General features: G+C 57.7%; 18 protein-coding genes and 4 tRNA genes. All 22 read left to right on the forward strand.

Annotation, left to right across the window (positions count from 1 at the left end; all coding sequences use genetic code 11):
* Window positions 1–72 precede the first annotated feature (72 nt).
* The 22 genes from birA (at window position 73) to rplC (ending at window position 21,689) form a co-directional block, all read left to right on the forward strand.
* Entirely contained in the window at window positions 73–1,026 is a 954-nt protein-coding gene (birA, locus tag KVG96_RS00005) for a bifunctional biotin--[acetyl-CoA-carboxylase] ligase/biotin operon repressor BirA (protein ID WP_217892413.1), read from the forward strand.
* Window positions 1,016–1,762 carry a pantothenate kinase gene (locus KVG96_RS00010; RefSeq protein ID WP_217890372.1) on the forward strand — a complete coding sequence of 249 codons (747 nt, stop codon included), beginning with the start codon at window positions 1,016–1,018 and terminating at the stop codon, window positions 1,760–1,762. Before birA ends, KVG96_RS00010 begins: the two co-directional genes overlap by 11 nt.
* Before the next feature lie 7 nt (window positions 1,763–1,769).
* Window positions 1,770–2,207, forward strand: coding sequence for a hypothetical protein (locus KVG96_RS00015; protein WP_217890373.1), 438 nt, complete (start codon window positions 1,770–1,772; stop codon window positions 2,205–2,207).
* Window positions 2,208–2,350: 143 nt separating this feature from the next.
* Window positions 2,351–2,435 (forward strand) — tRNA-Tyr (locus tag KVG96_RS00020).
* A 25-nt stretch (window positions 2,436–2,460) separates the two neighbouring features.
* Window positions 2,461–2,534 (forward strand) — tRNA-Gly (locus KVG96_RS00025).
* Window positions 2,535–2,560: 26 nt separating this feature from the next.
* Window positions 2,561–2,636: transfer RNA gene (locus tag KVG96_RS00030), tRNA-Thr, on the forward strand.
* A gap of 83 nt (window positions 2,637–2,719) precedes the next feature.
* Window positions 2,720–3,913 (forward strand): elongation factor Tu, encoded by a 1,194-nt coding sequence (tuf, locus tag KVG96_RS00035; protein WP_217890374.1) that lies wholly within the window; start codon window positions 2,720–2,722, stop codon window positions 3,911–3,913.
* A 53-nt stretch (window positions 3,914–3,966) separates the two neighbouring features.
* Window positions 3,967–4,042, forward strand: a tRNA-Trp gene (locus KVG96_RS00040).
* A gap of 45 nt (window positions 4,043–4,087) precedes the next feature.
* On the forward strand, window positions 4,088–4,456 hold the full coding sequence (gene secE / locus KVG96_RS00045; protein WP_085585790.1) for a preprotein translocase subunit SecE: 369 nt from the start codon (window positions 4,088–4,090) through the stop codon (window positions 4,454–4,456).
* A 9-nt stretch (window positions 4,457–4,465) separates the two neighbouring features.
* On the forward strand, window positions 4,466–4,999 hold the full coding sequence (nusG, locus tag KVG96_RS00050; protein ID WP_007957598.1) for a transcription termination/antitermination protein NusG: 534 nt from the start codon (window positions 4,466–4,468) through the stop codon (window positions 4,997–4,999).
* A 117-nt stretch (window positions 5,000–5,116) separates the two neighbouring features.
* Entirely contained in the window at window positions 5,117–5,548 is a 432-nt protein-coding gene (gene rplK / locus KVG96_RS00055) for a 50S ribosomal protein L11 (protein ID WP_003176435.1), read from the forward strand.
* Window positions 5,548–6,243, forward strand: a complete 696-nt coding sequence (gene rplA, locus KVG96_RS00060) for a 50S ribosomal protein L1 (RefSeq protein ID WP_217890375.1) — start codon at window positions 5,548–5,550, stop codon at window positions 6,241–6,243. The genes rplK and rplA overlap by 1 nt, the downstream gene beginning before the upstream one ends.
* A gap of 197 nt (window positions 6,244–6,440) precedes the next feature.
* On the forward strand, window positions 6,441–6,941 hold the full coding sequence (gene rplJ / locus KVG96_RS00065; protein WP_217890376.1) for a 50S ribosomal protein L10: 501 nt from the start codon (window positions 6,441–6,443) through the stop codon (window positions 6,939–6,941).
* An 80-nt stretch (window positions 6,942–7,021) separates the two neighbouring features.
* On the forward strand, window positions 7,022–7,393 hold the full coding sequence (gene rplL / locus KVG96_RS00070; protein WP_085585796.1) for a 50S ribosomal protein L7/L12: 372 nt from the start codon (window positions 7,022–7,024) through the stop codon (window positions 7,391–7,393).
* A gap of 218 nt (window positions 7,394–7,611) precedes the next feature.
* Window positions 7,612–11,685, forward strand: coding sequence for a DNA-directed RNA polymerase subunit beta (gene rpoB, locus KVG96_RS00075; RefSeq protein ID WP_217890377.1), 4,074 nt, complete (start codon window positions 7,612–7,614; stop codon window positions 11,683–11,685).
* A 63-nt stretch (window positions 11,686–11,748) separates the two neighbouring features.
* On the forward strand, window positions 11,749–15,948 hold the full coding sequence (rpoC, locus tag KVG96_RS00080; protein WP_217890378.1) for a DNA-directed RNA polymerase subunit beta': 4,200 nt from the start codon (window positions 11,749–11,751) through the stop codon (window positions 15,946–15,948).
* A gap of 216 nt (window positions 15,949–16,164) precedes the next feature.
* Window positions 16,165–16,536 carry a 30S ribosomal protein S12 gene (gene rpsL, locus KVG96_RS00085; RefSeq protein ID WP_003186084.1) on the forward strand — a complete coding sequence of 124 codons (372 nt, stop codon included), beginning with the start codon at window positions 16,165–16,167 and terminating at the stop codon, window positions 16,534–16,536.
* A 108-nt stretch (window positions 16,537–16,644) separates the two neighbouring features.
* Window positions 16,645–17,118: a 30S ribosomal protein S7 gene (gene rpsG / locus KVG96_RS00090; RefSeq protein ID WP_016772941.1), complete on the forward strand. Its 474-nt coding sequence runs from the start codon at window positions 16,645–16,647 to the stop codon at window positions 17,116–17,118.
* Window positions 17,119–17,148: 30 nt separating this feature from the next.
* A complete protein-coding gene (gene fusA / locus KVG96_RS00095) occupies window positions 17,149–19,281 on the forward strand; it encodes an elongation factor G (protein ID WP_085585802.1) in 2,133 nt (710 codons plus the stop codon).
* A 30-nt stretch (window positions 19,282–19,311) separates the two neighbouring features.
* The gene (gene tuf / locus KVG96_RS00100; RefSeq protein ID WP_217890374.1) at window positions 19,312–20,505 is read left to right on the forward strand and encodes an elongation factor Tu; all 1,194 of its coding nucleotides are present in this window, start codon (window positions 19,312–19,314) and stop codon (window positions 20,503–20,505) included.
* A gap of 156 nt (window positions 20,506–20,661) precedes the next feature.
* Window positions 20,662–20,973, forward strand: coding sequence for a 30S ribosomal protein S10 (gene rpsJ / locus KVG96_RS00105; protein WP_003186070.1), 312 nt, complete (start codon window positions 20,662–20,664; stop codon window positions 20,971–20,973).
* Window positions 20,974–21,053: 80 nt separating this feature from the next.
* Window positions 21,054–21,689, forward strand: a complete 636-nt coding sequence (gene rplC / locus KVG96_RS00110) for a 50S ribosomal protein L3 (protein WP_085585804.1) — start codon at window positions 21,054–21,056, stop codon at window positions 21,687–21,689.
* Window positions 21,690–21,699 lie beyond the last annotated feature (10 nt).

Genomic DNA, 21,699 nt, shown 5'->3' on the forward strand with positions numbered 1-21,699 from the left:
TGTACGTCGACTTTCTATGCAACGGTGCAGGGCATGGCTATCATTCGGGCCTCATTACGAGGCGAGATCCGCATGCTGACGTTGTTGAATCTCCTGAAGGATGGTCAGTTCCATTCCGGTCAGGCCCTGGGAGCCGCATTAGGCATCAGTCGAAGTGCCGTATGGAAGCAGCTCCAGCATCTGGAGACCGAGCTTGGGCTGTCCATTCATAAGGTCCGGGGGCGGGGCTATCAACTGGCGGCTCCCTTGATGCTGCTTGATCCCCACAAGATAGCGGTGGAGCTAAAGGGCTGGCCGTCTTTCATCCTGGACTCAATTGACTCCACCAACGCGGAAGCGTTGCGGACGATTGAGCAAGGGAAGCCTGCGCCATTTTTGGTGCTGGCCGAGCGGCAGCTGGCGGGCCGCGGTCGCCGTGGGCGCAAATGGGTGAGTCCGTTTGCCGAAAACCTCTATTACAGCCTCGTTTTGCGCATTGATGGCGGCATGCGTCAGTTGGAAGGGTTGAGTCTTGTTGTGGGGCTGGCGGTTATGCAGGCCTTGCGTAAGCTGGGTGTGCCTGGATTGGGGTTGAAGTGGCCTAATGACGTCCTGGTCGGGCGAAAGAAAATTGCCGGTATCTTGCTGGAAATTGTCGGTGATCCGGCTGATGTCTGCCATGTAGTGCTAGGTATCGGTATCAACGTCAATATGCAGGCTGCGGACGAGGTGGATCAGCAATGGACATCGATGCGGCTCGAATCAGGCAAAAGCCATGACCGGAACCTGCTTGTGGTTGAGTTGAGCCATCAGCTTCAGGCTTATCTGCGGCGGCATCAGGTTGAAGGGTTCTCTGTGCTCCAGGCAGAGTGGGAAAGCAATCACCTGTGGCAGGATCAACCGGTTTCTCTCACTGCCGGCGTCAATCGAACGGACGGCGTGGCTCTTGGCATCGACAGTCATGGAGCACTGCGTCTGAAGGTGGATGGTGTGGAAAAGACCTATAGCGGTGGTGAGCTCAGTTTGAGGTTGCGTGATGATTCTTGAGCTCGATTGCGGTAACAGCTTTATAAAGTGGCGAGTGCTGAGCGCCAAAGCCGACGCGGTGGTTCAAGAGGGTGTTGTTGACTCTGACCAGGCGCTGCTCGATGCCTTGCATGGGCTGGCTATTTCGCTGCAGCGCTGTCGTCTGGTTAGCGTCAGAACCGCAGAGGAAACGAGCGATCTCATCAAGCTCCTGGAGCGTGATTTCCGCTTGCCTGTTGTGTGTGCGGCGCCGGCGCGTGAGATGTCCGGAGTCAGAAATGGATATGAAGAGTATGAGCGTCTGGGGCTCGACCGTTGGTTGGCGATGCTCGGAGGTTACCGCCTGGCCTCGGGCGCATGTCTGGTTCTCGATTTCGGTACGGCGGTGACCGCCGACTTCGTTGCGGCGGACGGTGAGCATTTGGGTGGTTTCATCTGTCCCGGCATGCCGCTGATGCGCAACCAGTTGAGGACCCACACCCGAAAGATTCGCTATGGAGATCAGGCGGCCGAGCGTGCGTTGGTGAGTCATGCGCCTGGGCGCAGCACTGTGGAGGCAGTGGAGCGCGGTTGCTCATTGATGCTGAGGGGGTTTGTATTGACTCAGATCGAGCTGGCCCGCGCCTACTGGGGGGGCGACTTTACTGTGTTCGTGACCGGGGGCGATGCTGACCTGGTATCGGGAGTCGTGCCGGAGGCAAAGGTCGTTCCCGATTTGGTGTTCGTGGGCCTGGCGATGGCCTGTCCTTTTTCCTGAGGTACGTATGCGTTGGTTGTTCCTGCTGCTTTTGGTTCTCAATGTGTTTTATTACGTCTGGCATCAGCAGGAAGCGCCTTTGCGCGCAAAGGACGTCACGACTCTGAGTCTCTATCGGGGGGCGCAGCAGGATATCCGTTTGCTCAGCGAGGCCAAGGGTGTTTCTCGCGAGAAAAAGAATGTCGCGTCGGCCAGTGGCGAGTGCCTGTATGTGGGTGGCGTAGGCAGGGCCGAAGAGGTGCAGCTTCTCGGTCGGCGTTTGAGTGAGCTGGGCATCAAGGCCCAGCAGTTGCAGAAAGAGTCGTCAGAGGCTGCCTATTGGTTCCGTATCTCACCCGAAAGCCAGGGTTTGCTGGACGAAGGGCAGCTGCAAAACCTTTCCAAGGAATTCAATGAGTTAAAACATAAAATAATGATGTGTGAGGGGGTTGCGCCCTCCGAATAGTTTGCATAGAATGGCGCCCGCTCCACAGCGAAGACCTGAAGAGGTTGAAGCGGTGGGGTGATGTCAAAGCAGCTAACCTCAAGATTTTAAATGAGAAAATGCTTGACAGAAGGCTGGCATAGTATAGAATGCCGGCTCGCTTAGGAGGGGTTCCCGAGCGGCCAAAGGGATCAGACTGTAAATCTGACGTCTACGACTTCGAAGGTTCGAATCCTTCCCCCTCCACCAGATTTTAGCGTGAGCTGCAGGCTCCGCGGGTATAGTTTAGTGGTAGAACCTCAGCCTTCCAAGCTGATGATGCGGGTTCGATTCCCGCTACCCGCTCCAAGTTTGCAGGTTGTGCAAAGTGTTACGCTCTTGTAGCTCAGTTGGTAGAGCACACCCTTGGTAAGGGTGAGGTCAGCGGTTCAAATCCGCTCAAGAGCTCCATATGACAAGGCAGATATGAAAATATCTGCCTTTGTTTTAATGGTCTGCGTAGTTCGCTTAATTCTACTCCTAGGGTGATTTCGATGGCTAAGGAAAAGTTCGAACGTAGTAAGCCGCACGTCAACGTCGGTACCATTGGTCACGTTGACCACGGTAAAACCACTCTGACCGCTGCGTTGACTCGCGTTTGCTCCGAGGTTTTCGGTTCGGCTGTTGTTGACTTCGACAAGATCGACAGTGCCCCGGAAGAGAAGGCTCGTGGTATCACCATCAACACTGCGCACGTAGAGTACGATTCGAACATTCGTCACTACGCGCACGTTGACTGCCCGGGTCACGCCGACTACGTCAAGAACATGATCACCGGTGCTGCCCAGATGGACGGCGCGATCCTGGTTTGCTCGGCCGCCGACGGTCCGATGCCACAAACCCGTGAGCACATCCTGCTGTCCCGTCAGGTAGGCGTTCCGTACATCGTGGTTTTCCTGAACAAGGCTGACCTGGTAGACGACGCTGAGCTGCTGGAACTGGTTGAGATGGAAGTTCGCGACCTGCTGTCCACCTACGACTTCCCAGGCGACGACACTCCGATCATCGTTGGTTCGGCCCGTATGGCGCTGGAAGGCAAAGACGACAACGAAATGGGCACCAGCGCTGTCAAGAAGCTGGTTGAGACTCTGGACAGCTACATCCCAGAGCCAGAGCGTGCCATCGACAAGCCGTTCCTGATGCCGATCGAAGACGTGTTCTCGATCTCGGGTCGCGGTACCGTTGTGACCGGTCGTGTTGAGCGTGGCGTTGTCCGCATCCAGGAAGAAGTTGAGATCGTCGGTCTGCGCGACACTCAGAAAACTACCTGCACCGGCGTTGAAATGTTCCGCAAGCTGCTCGACGAAGGTCGTGCTGGCGAGAACTGCGGCGTTCTGCTGCGCGGCACCAAGCGTGACGACGTAGAGCGTGGCCAGGTTCTGGTCAAGCCAGGTTCGGTCAAGCCGCACACCAAGTTCACCGCAGAAGTCTACGTGCTGAGCAAGGAAGAAGGCGGTCGTCACACTCCGTTCTTCAAAGGCTACCGTCCACAGTTCTACTTCCGTACCACTGACGTGACCGGTAACTGCGAACTGCCGGAAGGCGTTGAAATGGTAATGCCAGGTGACAACATTCAGATGACTGTTACCCTGATCAAGACCATCGCAATGGAAGACGGTCTGCGCTTCGCTATCCGTGAAGGCGGTCGTACCGTCGGCGCCGGCGTCGTAGCTAAAGTTATCGAGTAAACAGTTGTAATGTCTTTTTCGGGCCGGCATAATGGTCGGCCTGATTTTGTTTTAGGTCAGTAGCTCAATTGGCAGAGCGACGGTCTCCAAAACCGTAGGTTGGGGGTTCGATTCCCTCCTGACCTGCCAGATTCACTCGGTGTGTCTGGCTTTCTTTTCACAGGATCTTCACAGATGACTCCTAAAGCTGAAGCCCAAAGCTCTCGCTTTGATCTGATCAAGTGGCTTGTAGTGGTTGCCTTGGTGGTTGTCGGTGTTGTCGGCAATCATTATTTTTCCGCTTCGCCGATCCTGTACCGCGTGCTTGCTCTGCTTGCCATTGCTGCTGTTGCTGCCTATGTGGGTCTGCAAACTGCCAAGGGTAAGTCGTTCTTCGCGCTGGCAAAGGAAGCTCGTACCGAGATTCGTAAAGTCGTATGGCCAACTCGTCAGGAAACCACGCAGACTACGCTCATCGTCGTAGCTGTTGTCTTGGTTATGGCGTTGCTGCTGTGGGGGCTTGACTCCCTCCTCGGTTGGCTTGTTTCCCTGATTGTAGGCTAAGGGTGTCCCGTGGCTAAGCGTTGGTACGTTGTGCATGCTTACTCGGGTTACGAGAAGCATGTAATGCGCTCCCTGATCGAGCGTGTGAAGCTGGCTGGCATGGAAGATGGCTTCGGCGAAATTCTGGTTCCCACTGAAGAAGTGGTTGAAATGCGTAATGGCCAGAAGCGCAAAAGCGAACGCAAGTTCTTCCCAGGCTATGTGCTGGTTCAAATGGATATGAACGAGGGTACTTGGCACTTGGTCAAGGATACTCCTCGGGTGATGGGCTTCATCGGTGGTACTGCCGACAAGCCTGCACCAATCACTGACAAAGAGGCAGAAGCAATTCTGCGTCGTGTTGCCGATGGTAGCGACAAGCCTAAGCCGAAGACTTTGTTCGAGCCGGGTGAGACTGTTCGTGTCAATGACGGTCCTTTCGCTGACTTTAACGGCGTTGTTGAAGAAGTTAACTACGAAAAGAGCCGGATCCAGGTCGCAGTGCTCATTTTCGGACGCTCTACTCCGGTGGAGCTGGAGTTCAGTCAGGTCGAAAAGGTCTAACTGGGCAAGCATCCCAACCCCGCAGCCGTAGGCTGTGGGGTTTTGTCGTCACTGGGATAAACGCGCAAGTAACCGGGGAGCCTTTCGAGGCGTTCGAACCCGTAATTGGAGTGCCTCATGGCCAAGAAGATTACCGCTTACATCAAGCTGCAAGTGAAGGCCGCTCAGGCTAACCCAAGCCCACCCGTCGGTCCTGCTCTGGGTCAGCACGGCGTGAACATCATGGAGTTCTGCAAGGCTTTCAACGCCCGTACCCAGGGTCTTGAGCCAGGTCTGCCGACTCCAGTGATCATCACTGTCTACAGCGACCGCAGCTTCACTTTCGAAACCAAATCCACCCCTGCTTCGGTTCTGCTGAAGAAGGCGGCCGGTCTGACCAGCGGCTCCGCTCGTCCGAACACCGTTAAGGTTGGCACTGTTACCCGTGCTCAGCTGGAAGAGATCGCGAAAACCAAAAACGCGGATCTGACTGCAGCTGATATGGATGCAGCCGTGCGTACTATCGCCGGCTCTGCTCGTAGCATGGGCCTTAACGTGGAGGGTGTGTAATGGCTAAGCTGACCAAGCGTCAAAAGGCTATCGCCGGCAAAATCGAAGCAGGCAAGGCCTACAACATTGTAGAAGCCGCCGCTCTGCTGGCCGAGCTGTCGACTGTCAAGTTCAGCGAGTCGTTCGACGTTGCTGTAAACCTGGGCGTAGACCCACGTAAATCCGACCAGGTTGTTCGTAGCGCTACCGTGCTGCCGCACGGCACCGGCAAAACCGTTCGCGTTGCCGTGTTCACCCAGGGCCCGGCTGCTGAAGCCGCTTTGGCTGCCGGCGCTGACCGCGTAGGCATGGACGATCTGGCTGCAGAAATGAAAGCCGGCGACCTGAACTACGACGTAGTCATCGCATCCCCGGATGCCATGCGCGTTGTGGGTCAGTTGGGTCAGGTTCTCGGTCCTCGCGGCCTGATGCCTAACCCTAAAGTCGGTACCGTGACTCCAGACGTCGCTGGCGCTGTCAAAAACGCCAAGGCCGGTCAGGTTCGCTACCGCACCGACAAAAACGGCATCATCCACACTTCCGTTGGCAAGATCGGTTTCGACGCCGTCAAGCTGAAGGAAAACGTTGAAGCCCTGATCGCTGATCTGAAGCGTATCAAGCCGGCTTCCTCGAAAGGTATCTACGTCAAGCGCGTTACCCTGAGCACCACCATGGGCCCAGGTCTGGTCATCGACCAGAGCTCGCTGGACGCGTAAGACAATAAGCGGCGCGAGCGATCGCGCCACTTGAAGATTGGGGTCCCTGCCTGGCGGGGGCTATCCAAGACCGTAGGCGGCGCAAGTCTTAAACCTCAAGCCTACGCAGATGGTGCTCCCGGTTCCTTACCGAATCAGACACCAAAACGACATCCGGCTTCGGCCAGATGAAACGGTAACAAGCAGGAGTTTTACCCGTGGCAATTAAACTCGAAGACAAGAAGGCCATCGTCGCTGAAGTCAACGAGGCTGCCAAAGTCGCTCTGTCCGCTGTCGTGGCTGATGCCCGTGGTGTGACTGTAGGCGCAATGACCGGACTCCGTAAAGAGGCTCGCGAAGCTGGCGTATACGTGCGTGTCGTACGTAACACCCTGCTCAAGCGCGCCGTTGCCGACACTGAATTCAGTGTCCTCAACGACGTGTTCGCTGGCCCGACCCTGATCGCGTTCTCCAACGAACACCCGGGCGCTGCTGCCCGTCTGTTCAAGGAATTCGCCAAGGGTCAGGACAAGTTCGAGATCAAGGCAGCTGCGTTCGACGGCAAGTTCCTTGCCGCCAACCAGATCGACGTGCTGGCAACCCTGCCAACTCGCGACGAGGCTATCGCACAGCTGATGAGCGTTATCCAAGGTGCTACCAGCAAGCTGGCTCGTACCCTGGCAGCTCTGCGCGACCAGAAAGAAGCTGCTGCTGCCTAAGGCGGCGTAGAACCTTTCGAAATCAAACGTTTAATTTGATGGCCGCGTAGGCTGTCACCCCAATACAGGAATTCATAGTCATGTCTCTGACTAACGAACAAATCATCGAAGCAATCGGCCAGAAAACCGTTCTGGAAATCGTTGAGCTGATCAAAGCGATGGAAGAAACCTTCGGCGTTACCGCTGCTGCCGCCGTTGCCGCTGGTCCAGCTGCTGGCGCTGCTGCTGCCGTTGAAGAGCAAACCGAGTTCAACGTTGTCCTGGTTGAAGCCGGCGACAAGAAAGTGAACGTGATCAAGGCAGTTCGTGAACTGACCGGTCTGGGCCTGAAAGAAGCCAAAGAGAAAGTCGACGGCGCTCCTCAGGTTGTAGCTGAAGGCGTTTCGAAAGAAGCCGCTGAAGACGCTAAGAAGAAGCTGGAAGAAGCAGGCGCTAAAGTCGAGCTGAAGTAAGCATCGACTTTGCTCCTCCAGCCCGAGCGTCAAGCGAAAGGCTGATGGCTGGTGGCTTATGCCACCGGCCTTTTTCCGTTATTGGCGACCGGCCATGCCGGCGCCGATAACGGATCCACCACCCGATGCGGTGGCGCAAACCAAGGGGTTTGCACGATTTTCTGGCTGCTCCCGCCGGGAGGGGCCAAACAAGCAGGTGACCAAGCTGGGGAACGCTGATGGCTTACTCATATACTGAGAAAAAACGTATCCGCAAGGACTTTAGCAAGTTGCCGGACGTCATGGATGTGCCGTACCTCCTGGCCATCCAGCTGGATTCGTATCGTGAATTCTTGCAAGCGGGAGCGACTAAAGATCAGTTCCGCGACGTGGGCCTGCATGCGGCCTTCAAATCCGTTTTCCCGATCATCAGCTACTCCGGCAATGCTGCGCTGGAGTACGTCGGCTATCGCTTGGGCGAGCCGGCATTTGATGTCAAAGAATGCGTATTGCGCGGTGTGACTTTCGCCGTACCTTTGCGGGTAAAAGTGCGCCTGATCATTTTCGACAAAGAATCGTCGAACAAAGCGATCAAGGACATCAAAGAGCAAGAAGTCTACATGGGTGAAATCCCCCTGATGACTGAGAACGGTACCTTCGTGATCAACGGTACCGAGCGTGTGATCGTTTCCCAGCTGCACCGTTCCCCGGGCGTGTTCTTCGACCACGACCGTGGCAAAACGCACAGCTCCGGCAAACTGCTGTACTCCGCGCGCATCATTCCTTACCGCGGTTCGTGGCTGGACTTCGAGTTCGACCCGAAAGACTGCGTATTCGTGCGTATCGACCGTCGTCGCAAGCTGCCGGCTTCCGTGCTGCTGCGCGCGCTCGGCTATACCACCGAAGAAGTGCTCGACGCGTTCTACACCACCAACGTATTCCACGTGAAGAGCGAAGGCTTGAGCCTGGAACTGGTGCCTCAGCGCCTGCGTGGTGAAGTCGCCGTCCTCGACATCCAGGACGACAAAGGCAAGGTGATCGTAGAGCAGGGCCGCCGTATTACCGCCCGCCACATCAACCAGCTGGAAAAAGCCGGGATCAAAGAGCTGGACGTGCCGCTGGACTACGTCCTGGGCCGCACCACCGCCAAGGCCATCGTGCATCCGGCCACCGGCGAAATCCTGGCAGAGTGCAACACCGAACTGTCGACCGACCTCCTGGTGAAGATCGCCAAGGCCGGCGTTGTTCGCATCGAGACTCTGTACACCAACGACATCGACTGCGGTCCGTTCGTCTCCGACACGCTGAAGATCGACTCCACCAGCAACCAACTGGAAGCGCTGGTCGAGATCTATCGCATGATGCGTCCGGGCGAGCCGCCGACCAAAGACGCTGCCGAGACCCTGTTCAACAACCTGTTCTTCAGCCCAGAGCGCTATGACCTGTCTGCGGTCGGCCGGATGAAGTTCAACCGTCGTATCGGTCGCACCGAGATCGAAGGTTCGGGCGTGCTGTGCAAGGAAGACATCGTTGCGGTCCTGAAGACCCTGGTCGACATCCGTAACGGCAAAGGCATCGTCGACGACATCGACCACCTGGGTAACCGTCGCGTTCGCTGCGTAGGCGAAATGGCCGAGAACCAGTTCCGCGTTGGCCTGGTGCGTGTCGAGCGCGCGGTCAAAGAGCGTCTGTCGATGGCTGAAAGCGAAGGCCTGATGCCGCAAGACCTGATCAACGCCAAGCCAGTGGCTGCGGCGGTGAAAGAGTTCTTCGGTTCCAGCCAGCTGTCGCAGTTCATGGACCAGAACAACCCGCTCTCCGAGATCACCCACAAGCGTCGTGTGTCCGCACTCGGCCCGGGCGGTCTGACCCGTGAGCGCGCAGGCTTCGAAGTCCGTGACGTGCACCCGACCCACTACGGTCGCGTCTGCCCGATCGAAACGCCTGAAGGTCCGAACATCGGTCTGATCAACTCCCTGGCCGCATATGCGCGCACCAACCAGTACGGTTTCCTCGAGAGCCCGTACCGTGTGGTGAAAGAGGGTGTGGTCACCGACGACATCGTGTTCCTGTCCGCCATCGAAGAAGCCGATCACGTGATCGCGCAGGCTTCGGCGACCATGAACGAGAACAAGGTGCTGGTCGACGAGCTGGTGGCCGTGCGTCACCTGAACGAATTCACCGTCAAGGCGCCGGAAGACGTCACCCTGATGGACGTTTCGCCGAAGCAGGTAGTTTCGGTTGCGGCGTCGCTGATTCCGTTCCTCGAGCACGACGACGCCAACCGTGCGTTGATGGGTTCCAACATGCAGCGTCAGGCTGTACCAACCCTGCGCGCCGACAAGCCGCTGGTGGGTACCGGCATGGAGCGCAACGTTGCCCGTGACTCCGGCGTTTGCGTCGTGGCCCGCCGCGGCGGCGTGATCGACTCCGTCGATGCCAGCCGTATCGTGGTTCGCGTTGCCGATGACGAAGTCGAAACCGGTGAAGCCGGTGTCGACATCTACAACCTGACCAAGTACACCCGCTCCAACCAGAACACCTGCATCAACCAGCGTCCGCTGGTGAGCAAGGGTGACAAGGTTCAGCGTGGCGACATCATGGCCGACGGCCCGTCCACCGACATGGGTGAACTGGCGCTGGGTCAGAACATGCGCATCGCGTTCATGGCGTGGAACGGCTTCAACTTCGAAGACTCCATCTGCCTGTCCGAGCGTGTGGTTCAGGAAGACCGCTTCACCACGATCCACATCCAGGAACTGACCTGCGTGGCCCGTGACACCAAGCTTGGCCCAGAGGAAATCACTGCGGACATCCCGAACGTGGGTGAAGCCGCACTGAACAAGCTGGACGAAGCCGGTATCGTCTACGTCGGCGCCGAAGTCGGCCCTGGCGACATCCTGGTCGGCAAGGTCACTCCGAAAGGCGAGACCCAGCTGACTCCGGAAGAGAAACTGCTGCGCGCGATCTTCGGTGAGAAGGCCAGCGACGTTAAGGACACCTCCCTGCGCGTGCCGACCGGCACCAAGGGTACTGTCATTGACGTTCAGGTCTTCACCCGTGATGGCGTCGAGCGCGACAGCCGTGCCCTGTCGATCGAGAAGAGCCAGCTCGACGAGATCCGCAAGGATCTGAACGAAGAGTTCCGCATCGTCGAAGGCGCGACCTTCGAGCGTCTGCGTGCCGCTCTGGTCGGTCACAAGGTCGAAGGCGGTGCCGGTCTGAAGAAAGGCCAGGACATCACCGACGAAGTGCTGGACGGTCTTGAGCATGGCCAGTGGTTCAAGCTGCGCATGGCTGAAGACGCTCTGAACGAGCAGCTCGAGAAGGCCCAGGCCTACATCGTCGACCGTCGCCGTCTGCTGGACGACAAGTTCGAAGACAAGAAGCGCAAGCTGCAACAGGGCGATGACCTGGCGCCGGGCGTGCTGAAGATCGTCAAGGTGTACCTGGCTATCCGCCGTCGTATCCAGCCGGGCGACAAGATGGCCGGCCGTCACGGTAACAAGGGTGTGGTCTCCGTGATCATGCCGGTTGAAGACATGCCGCACGATGCCAACGGCACCCCGGTCGACGTCGTCCTCAACCCGCTGGGCGTACCTTCGCGTATGAACGTCGGTCAGATCCTCGAAACCCACCTGGGCCTCGCGGCCAAGGGCCTGGGCGAGAAAATCAACCGGATGGTCGAAGAGCAGCGCAAGGTCGCTGAACTGCGTACCTTCCTGGACGAGATCTACAACCAGATCGGCGGTCGCAACGAAGACCTCGACAGCTTCTCCGATCAGGAGATCCTGGATCTGGCGAAGAACCTGCGTGGCGGCGTACCAATGGCCACCCCGGTGTTCGACGGCGCCAAGGAACGCGAGATCAAGGCCATGCTGAAACTGGCGGACCTGCCAGAAAGCGGCCAGATGCAACTGACCGACGGCCGTACCGGCAACAAGTTCGAGCGCCCGGTCACCGTTGGCTACATGTACATGCTGAAACTGAACCACTTGGTAGACGACAAGATGCACGCGCGTTCTACCGGTTCGTACAGCCTGGTTACCCAGCAGCCGCTGGGTGGTAAGGCGCAGTTCGGTGGTCAGCGTTTCGGGGAGATGGAGGTCTGGGCACTGGAAGCTTACGGTGCTGCCTACACCCTGCAAGAAATGCTCACAGTGAAGTCGGACGATGTGAACGGCCGGACCAAGATGTACAAGAACATCGTGGACGGCGATCACCGTATGGAGCCGGGCATGCCCGAGTCCTTCAACGTGTTGATCAAGGAAATTCGTTCCCTCGGCATCGATATCGATCTGGAAACCGAATAACACGTGACGCGATCGAGAGCGGGGCAGGATTGCCCGCTCTCTGCTCCGCCAGGAGGAAAGGCCTTGAAAGACCTACTGAATTTGCTGAAAAACCAGGGTCAAGTCGAAGAGTTCGACGCCATCCGCATCGGATTGGCCTCGCCTGAGATGATCCGTTCGTGGTCGTTCGGTGAAGTTAAAAAGCCGGAAACCATCAACTACCGTACGTTCAAGCCTGAGCGTGACGGCCTGTTCTGCGCCAAGATCTTTGGCCCGGTAAAGGATTACGAGTGCCTGTGCGGTAAGTACAAGCGCTTGAAGCATCGTGGTGTGATCTGCGAGAAGTGCGGCGTTGAAGTCGCGCTGGCCAAGGTTCGTCGTGAGCGCATGGCGCACATCGAACTGGCTTCGCCGGTTGCCCACATCTGGTTCCTGAAGTCGCTGCCGTCCCGTATCGGCCTGCTGATGGACATGACCCTGCGTGATATCGAGCGCGTTCTCTACTTCGAGAGCTATGTCGTCATCGACCCGGGCATGACCACCCTTGAAAAGGGTCAGCTGCTGAACGACGAGCAGTATTTCGAAGCGCTGGAAGAGTTCGGTGACGATTTCGACGCCCGCATGGGTGCCGAGGCTGTCCGCGAGCTGCTGCACGCTATCGACCTGGAACACGAGATTGGCCGTCTGCGCGAAGAGATTCCGCAAACCAACTCCGAAACCAAGATCAAGAAGCTGTCCAAGCGCCTGAAGCTGATGGAAGCCTTCCAAGGCTCCGGCAACCTGCCTGAGTGGATGGTGCTGACCGTTCTGCCGGTTCTGCCGCCGGACCTGCGTCCGCTGGTTCCGCTGGATGGCGGTCGCTTCGCGACTTCCGACCTCAACGATCTGTATCGTCGGGTGATCAACCGTAACAACCGTCTGAAGCGTCTGCTTGACCTGTCCGCTCCGGACATCATCGTGCGCAACGAAAAGCGCATGCTGCAGGAAGCTGTCGACGCACTGCTCGACAACGGCCGTCGCGGTCGCGCCATCACCGGTTCGAACAAGCGTCCTCTGAAGTCCCTGGCCGACATGATCAAGGGTAAGCAAGGTCGTTTCCGTCAGAACTTGCTCGGTAAGCGCGTTGACTACTCGGGCCGTTCGGTGATCACCGTAGGTCCGACCCTGCGTCTGCACCAGTGCGGTCTGCCGAAGAAGATGGCTCTGGAGCTGTTCAAACCGTTCATTTTCGGCAAGCTGGAGATGCGCGGTCTGGCGACCACCATCAAGGCGGCCAAGAAAATGGTCGAGCGCGAGCTGCCGGAGGTTTGGGACGTTCTCGCTGAGGTGATCCGCGAACACCCGGTTCTGCTCAACCGTGCACCGACCCTTCACCGTCTGGGCATCCAGGCGTTCGAACCGGTACTGATCGAAGGTAAGGCCATTCAGCTGCACCCTCTGGTCTGCGCCGCGTACAACGCCGACTTCGACGGTGACCAAATGGCCGTTCACGTGCCGCTGACGCTGGAAGCCCAGCTGGAAGCGCGCGCGCTGATGATGTCGACCAACAACATCCTGTCGCCAGCCAACGGTGAGCCGATCATCGTTCCGTCGCAGGACGTGGTACTGGGTCTGTACTACATGACCCGTGAAGCGATCAACGCCAAGGGCGAAGGTCGTGTGTTCGCGGATCTGCAGGAAGTCGACCGCGTGTTCCGCGCCGGCGAAGCCGCGCTGCACGCCAAGATCAAGGTTCGTATCAACGAAACCGTGAACGACCGTGACGGCAACAGCGTGAGCAACACACGTATCGTCGACACCACCGTCGGCCGTGCGCTGCTGTTCCAGGTTGTGCCGAAAGGCCTGTCGTTCGACGTCGTCAACCTGCCGATGAAGAAGAAGGCGATCTCCAAGCTGATCAACCAGTGCTATCGCGTGGTGGGTCTGAAAGAGACCGTGATCTTCGCCGACCAGTTGATGTACACCGGTTTTGCCTACTCGACCATTTCCGGCGTTTCCATCGGCGTTAACGACTTCGTTATCCCGGATGAAAAAGCCCGCATCATCGGTGCCGCCACCGACGAAGTGAAAGAGATCGAGAGCCAGTACGCCTCCGGCCTGGTGACCCAGGGCGAGAAGTACAACAAAGTGATCGACCTTTGGTCGAAAGCGAACGACGAAGTCTCCAAGGCGATGATGGCCAACCTCTCGAAAGAGAAGGTCATCGACCGTCACGGCGACGAAGTCGAGCAGGAATCGTTCAACTCGATGTACATGATGGCCGACTCGGGTGCGCGGGGTTCCGCAGCACAGATTCGTCAGCTCGCCGGTATGCGTGGCCTGATGGCCAAGCCGGACGGCTCCATCATCGAGACGCCGATCACCGCGAACTTCCGTGAAGGTCTGAGCGTACTCCAGTACTTCATCTCGACCCACGGTGCTCGTAAAGGTCTGGCGGATACCGCGTTGAAGACTGCGAACTCCGGTTACCTGACCCGTCGTCTGGTTGACGTGGCACAGGATCTGGTCGTGACCGAGATCGACTGCGGCACCGAGCACGGTCTGCTGATGACGCCGCACATTGAAGGCGGCGACGTTGTCGAGCCGTTGGGTGAGCGCGTACTGGGCCGTGTGGTTGCCCGTGACGTGTTCAAGCCGGGCACCGAGGACGTCATCGTTCCTGCCGGCACCCTGGTCGACGAGAAGTGGGTCGAGTTCATCGAGCTGAACAGCATCGACGAAGTGGTCGTGCGTTCGCCGATCAGCTGCGAAACCCGTTACGGCATCTGCGCCAAGTGCTACGGCCGCGATCTGGCCCGTGGTCACCAGGTGAACATCGGTGAAGCGGTCGGCGTCATCGCCGCCCAGTCCATCGGTGAGCCGGGTACCCAACTGACGATGCGTACGTTCCACATCGGTGGTGCGGCAAGCCGTACTTCCGCTGCCGACAGCGTTCAGGTGAAGAACGGCGGTACCGTCCGTCTGCATAACCTGAAGCACGTTGAGCGCGTGGACGGCAACCTGGTTGCGGTGTCCCGTTCCGGTGAGCTGGCGATCGCCGACGACTTCGGTCGTGAGCGCGAGCGTTACAAGCTGCCTTACGGTGCCGTGCTTTCGGTCAAGGAAGGTGACAAGGTCGACGCTGGCGCCATCGTGGCGAAGTGGGATCCGCACACTCACCCGATCGTGACCGAAATGAAAGGTAACGTGACCTACGTGGGCATGGAAGAGGGCATCACGATCAAGCGTCAGACCGACGAATTGACCGGTATGACCAACATCGAAGTGCTCGACGTCAAAGACCGTCCGGCTGCCGGCAAGGACATCCGTCCTGCGGTGAAGATGGTCGACGACAACGGCAAGGATCTGTTGCTGCCGGGCACTGACGTTATCGCTCAGTACTTCCTGCCGGCGAACGCGCTGGTCGGTGTTGCGGACGGTGCGAAGATCGCGATCGGTGACGTTATCGCGCGTATCCCGCAAGAGACTTCGAAGACCCGTGACATCACCGGTGGTCTGCCGCGTGTTGCCGACCTCTTCGAGGCCCGTCGTCCGAAAGAGGCGTCGATCCTGGCTGAAGTCAGCGGCACCATCGCGTTCGGTAAAGAGACCAAGGGCAAGCGCCGTCTGGTCATCACCCCGAACGACGGCAGCGATCCGTACGAGGAGCTGATTCCGAAGTGGCGTCACCTGAACGTGTTCGAAGGCGAACAGGTTAACCGCGGCGAAGTCATCTCCGACGGTCCGAGCGATCCGCACGACATCCTGCGTCTGCTGGGTGTGAGCGCGCTGGCCAAGTACATCGTCAACGAGATCCAGGACGTTTACCGTCTGCAAGGCGTGAAGATCAACGACAAGCACATCGAGACCATCCTGCGTCAGATGCTGCGCAAGGTCGAGATCTCCGAGTCGGGCGACTCCAGCTTCATCAAGGGCGACCAGATGGAACTGACCCAGGTGCTGGTGGAGAACGAGCGTCTGAACGCGGAAGACAAGTTCGTCTCCAAGTTCACCCGTGTTCTGCTGGGTATCACCAAGGCGTCGTTGTCGACCGAATCGTTCATCTCGGCGGCTTCCTTCCAGGAAACCACCCGGGTGCTGACCGAAGCGGCCGTCACCGGCAAGCGCGATTACCTGCGCGGCCTGAAAGAAAACGTGGTCGTGGGTCGTCTGATCCCGGCCGGTACCGGTCTGGCCTACCACAGCGAGCGCAAGCGTCGTCGTGATGCGGACAAACCGTTGCGCGTAAGCGCCAGTGAAGTGGAAGCTGCACTGACCGAAGCGCTGAACTCGAGCGGTAACTGAGTTCTGCGGTAAATGAGCGTAAGGCCCTGACCGCTCCGTTCATCGAATCGAGACATTTTGTCGAGTTTCGGTGGGCGGGGAGGCCGGGGCCTTGCCTTGACTGGGGGCAAGATCCTCTTTAGACTCTTGATCCCCTAAATTTGGCGGGAATCCGTTCCCGCCATTTTGCTTTTCTTGCAAGACAATAGCGTCGCAAGACAACAGTGGAGCTAGTAGATGGCAACTATCAACCAGCTGGTACGTCAGCCGCGTAAGCGTATCGTCGAGAAATCCGACGTGCCTGCGCTGCAGAACTGCCCGCAACGTCGTGGCGTGTGCACCCGCGTGTACACCACTACGCCGAAAAAACCTAACTCGGCACTGCGTAAAGTATGCCGTGTGCGTCTGACCAACGGTTTCGAGGTTTCCTCGTACATCGGCGGTGAAGGCCACAACCTGCAAGAACACAGCGTGGTTCTGATCCGTGGCGGTCGTGTAAAAGACTTGCCAGGTGTTCGTTACCACACCGTTCGCGGCTCCTTGGATACTTCCGGCGTTAAAGGCCGTAACCAGGGTCGTTCGAAGTACGGTACCAAGCGTCCGAAGTAATCGGCCGCTTAGCAGTTATTCATTTTATTGAGTCGATAAGAGTAAGGTCGGGCACGCATCCGAAGGATCTGTCCCGAGCTAACCTGAAGACCGTTTGAGGGCTTATCAATGCCAAGACGTCGCGTAGCAGCCAAGCGTGAGATTCTGGACGATCCGAAATACGGAAGCCAAATCCTCGCCAAATTCATGAACCACGTTATGGAAAGCGGCAAGAAAGCCGTTGCCGAACGTATCGTTTATGGTGCCCTGGAAACCGTTGCGGCCCGTAAGGCTGGCACCGATCCCCTGGAACTCTTCGAAAAAGCACTCGACGCCATCGCTCCGCTGGTCGAAGTGAAGTCGCGCCGCGTTGGTGGTGCTACTTACCAGGTTCCGGTCGAGGTTCGTCCTTCCCGTCGTAACGCTCTGGCAATGCGCTGGTTGGTAGACTTCGCCCGCAAGCGTGGCGAGAAGTCCATGGCCCTGCGTTTGGCTGGCGAGCTGCTGGATGCTGCTGAAGGTAAAGGTGCAGCAGTTAAGAAGCGTGAAGACGTGCACCGTATGGCCGAAGCCAACAAGGCTTTCTCGCACTACCGCTTCTAATATCAGCATCATTCATTTTGCGAGGGCTTTATGGCTCGTACTACAGCAATCAACCGCTACCGTAACATTGGTATTTGCGCCCACGTTGACGCGGGCAAGACTACCACTACCGAGCGGATCCTGTTCTACACAGGTCTGAGCCACAAGATGGGCGAGGTGCACGACGGCGCCGCGACCACCGACTGGATGGTGCAGGAGCAGGAGCGGGGTATCACCATTACCTCCGCTGCCGTTACCACTTTCTGGAAAGGTTCCCGTGGTCAGTACGACAACTACCGCGTAAACGTCATCGATACCCCTGGCCACGTAGACTTCACCATTGAAGTAGAGCGTTCGCTGCGTGTACTCGACGGCGCGGTCGTTGTTTTCTGCGGCACTTCCGGTGTTGAGCCTCAGTCCGAAACCGTATGGCGTCAAGCCAACAAGTACGGCGTTCCACGTGTTGTTTACGTGAACAAGATGGACCGTGCCGGCGCAAACTTCCTGCGCGTTGTCGGCCAGATCAAAAACCGTCTGGGCCACACCCCGGTTCCGGTTCAGCTGGCCATCGGTGCAGAAGATAACTTCCAGGGTCAGGTCGACCTGATCAAGATGAAGGCTATCTACTGGAACGAAGACGACAAAGGCACCACCTATCGCGAGGAAGAGATTCCTGCCGATATGGTTGAGCTGGCCAACGAATGGCGCAACAACATGGTCGAGGCTGCGGCCGAAGCCAACGAAGAACTGATGAACAAGTACCTTGAAGAAGGTGACCTGTCCGTCGAAGAGATCAAGGCTGGTCTGCGCGCCCGTACCCTGGCGAGCGAGATCGTTCCTGCGGTCTGCGGTTCCTCGTTCAAGAACAAGGGCGTTCCCCTGGTTCTCGACGCCGTTATCGACTTCCTGCCGGCTCCGACCGAGATCCCTGCAATCCAGGGCATCCACCCGGACAACGTCGAAGACGAAAACGCTCCGAAGATCGAGCGTCACGCCGACGACGCCGAGCCGTTCTCGGCTCTGGCGTTCAAGATTGCCACCGACCCGTTCGTGGGCACTCTGACCTTCGTCCGCGTCTACTCGGGCTTCCTGACCTCCGGTGACTCCGTCATCAACTCGGTCAAGGGCAAGAAAGAGCGCGTTGGTCGTATGGTGCAGATGCACGCCAACCAGCGTGAAGAGATCAAGGAAGTGCGCGCAGGCGACATCGCCGCTCTGATCGGCATGAAGGACGTCACCACCGGTGACACCCTGTGCGATCTCGAGAAGCAAGTGATCCTTGAGCGTATGGACTTCCCTGAGCCTGTGATTTCGGTTGCTGTAGAGCCGAAGACCAAGCAAGACCAGGAGAAGATGGGTATCGCACTGGGCAAGCTGGCTCAGGAAGACCCGTCGTTCCGCGTCAAGACCGACGAAGAGACCGGCCAGACCATCATCTCCGGTATGGGTGAGCTGCACCTGGACATCCTCGTTGACCGCATGAAGCGCGAGTTCAACGTCGAGGCCAACATCGGCAAGCCGCAGGTTTCGTACCGCGAGAAGATCAGCAAGAGCAACGTTGAGATCGAAGGCAAGTTCGTTCGTCAGTCCGGCGGTCGCGGTCAGTTCGGTCACTGCTGGATCCGTTTCTCGGAGCCAGACGTTGACGAGAAGGGCAACATCACCGAAGGCCTGGTCTTCACCAACGAAGTTGTGGGTGGTGTGGTTCCGAAGGAATACATCCCGGCTATCCAGAAGGGTATCGAAGAGCAGATGAAGAACGGCGTCGTTGCCGGCTATCCGCTGATCGGCCTGAAGGCTACCGTGTTCGATGGTTCCTACCACGACGTCGACTCCAACGAGATGGCGTTCAAGGTGGCGGCCTCCATGGCGACCAAGCAGCTGGCCCAGAAGGGTGGCGGTGTTGTGCTTGAGCCGATCATGAAGGTTGAAGTAGTAACCCCAGAAGACTACATGGGTGACGTGATGGGTGACCTGAACCGTCGTCGTGGTCTGATTCAGGGTATGGAAGACTCGGTGTCCGGTAAGGTAATCCGTGCTGAAGTTCCACTGGGTGAGATGTTCGGTTATGCGACCGACGTCCGTTCCATGTCTCAGGGTCGCGCGAGCTACTCCATGGAATTCTCCAAATACTCCGAAGCTCCGTCGAACATCGTCGAAGCTCTCGTTAAAAAACAAGGCTGATTCAGCCCTTTAGGCTAGGAGTTTATTGTCGTGGCTAAAGAAAAATTTGAACGTAGTAAACCGCACGTCAACGTTGGCACCATCGGTCACGTTGACCACGGTAAAACCACTCTGACCGCTGCCCTGACCCGTGTTTGCTCCGAGGTTTTCGGTTCGGCCGTTGTTGACTTCGACAAGATCGACAGCGCCCCGGAAGAGAAGGCTCGTGGTATCACCATCAACACTGCGCACGTAGAGTACGATTCGAACATTCGTCACTACGCGCACGTTGACTGCCCGGGTCACGCCGACTACGTCAAGAACATGATCACCGGTGCTGCCCAGATGGACGGCGCGATCCTGGTTTGCTCGGCCGCCGACGGTCCGATGCCACAAACCCGTGAGCACATCCTGCTGTCCCGTCAGGTAGGCGTTCCGTACATCGTGGTTTTCCTGAACAAGGCTGACCTGGTAGACGACGCTGAGCTGCTGGAACTGGTTGAGATGGAAGTTCGCGACCTGCTGTCCACCTACGACTTCCCAGGCGACGACACTCCGATCATCGTTGGTTCGGCCCGTATGGCGCTGGAAGGCAAAGACGACAACGAAATGGGCACCAGCGCTGTCAAGAAGCTGGTTGAGACTCTGGACAGCTACATCCCAGAGCCAGAGCGTGCCATCGACAAGCCGTTCCTGATGCCGATCGAAGACGTGTTCTCGATCTCGGGTCGCGGTACCGTTGTGACCGGTCGTGTTGAGCGTGGCGTTGTCCGCATCCAGGAAGAAGTTGAGATCGTCGGTCTGCGCGACACTCAGAAAACTACCTGCACCGGCGTTGAAATGTTCCGCAAGCTGCTCGACGAAGGTCGTGCTGGCGAGAACTGCGGCGTTCTGCTGCGCGGCACCAAGCGTGACGACGTAGAGCGTGGCCAGGTTCTGGTCAAGCCAGGTTCGGTCAAGCCGCACACCAAGTTCACCGCAGAAGTCTACGTGCTGAGCAAGGAAGAAGGCGGTCGTCACACTCCGTTCTTCAAAGGCTACCGTCCACAGTTCTACTTCCGTACCACTGACGTGACCGGTAACTGCGAACTGCCGGAAGGCGTTGAAATGGTAATGCCAGGTGACAACATTCAGATGACTGTTACCCTGATCAAGACCATCGCAATGGAAGACGGTCTGCGCTTCGCTATCCGTGAAGGCGGTCGTACCGTCGGCGCCGGCGTCGTAGCCAAAGTCATCGAGTAAGTCTCTTTTAGAGTCAGCTTGATGAAGTGAAAAAGCCTCCGCTCAGCGGGGGCTTTTTTATTGGGTTGACACCTATATGGGGCGTCTATAGAATTGCGCCTCCTTTTAACGGGCGTATTGCGCCCGGTGGGAATAGCAGCCGGAGTCTGAAATCCAATGCAAAATCAGCAAATCCGTATCAGGTTGAAGGCTTTTGACCATCGCCTGATCGACCAATCAACCCAGGAAATCGTGGAAACCGCGAAACGTACTGGTGCTCAAGTGCGTGGTCCTATTCCACTGCCTACCCGTAAAGAGCGGTTTACCGTTCTGGTTTCCCCGCACGTCAACAAAGACGCGCGTGACCAGTACGAAATCCGCACTCACAAGCGTGTACTGGACATCGTCCAGCCAACGGATAAAACCGTTGATGCGCTTATGAAGCTGGATCTTGCGGCCGGTGTGGAAGTGCAGATCAGCCTCGGCTAAGACTTGGTCTTGGTCGTGTAACGCTCTGAAATGGGCGGCCATAGCGGGTGAAAGCCCCGTACACTCATGAGGTTTACAACATGACTATTGGTGTAGTCGGTCGTAAATGCGGTATGACCCGTATTTTCACCGAAGAAGGTGTCTCCATTCCGGTCACGGTCATCGAGATCGAGCCGAATCGCGTCACCCAGTTCAAAACTGAAGAAACCGATGGCTATCGTGCAGTGCAAGTCACTGTCGGCGAGCGTCGTGCTTCGCGCGTAACAGCTGCTCAGGCAGGCCACTTCGCCAAGGCGAACGTCGCTGCCGGTCGTACCGTCCTGGAATTCCGTCTTGAAGAAGGCGAATACAAGGCCGGCGACCTGATCAACGCTGAAATCTTCGCCGCTGGTCAACTGGTCGACGTGACCGGTCAGTCCAAGGGTAAAGGCTTCCAGGGTACGATCAAGCGCTGGAATTTCCGCGGGCAAGATAACACCCACGGTAACTCCGTATCCCACCGCGTCCCAGGCTCTATCGGCCAGTGCCAGACTCCTGGTCGTGTATTCAAGGGCAAGAAAATGTCCGGTCATATGGGCGCCGAGCGCGTGACCGTACAGTCCCTCGAAGTAGTGCGCGTGGACGCTGAACGCAATCTGTTGTTGGTCAAGGGCGCTGTTCCTGGCGCTACTGGCGGCAACGTGGTTGTACGTCCAGCAGCCAAGGCTCGCGGTTAAGGGGAAGCTG

The organism is Pseudomonas ekonensis, assembly GCF_019145435.1.
GTDB lineage: Bacteria > Pseudomonadota > Gammaproteobacteria > Pseudomonadales > Pseudomonadaceae > Aquipseudomonas > Aquipseudomonas ekonensis.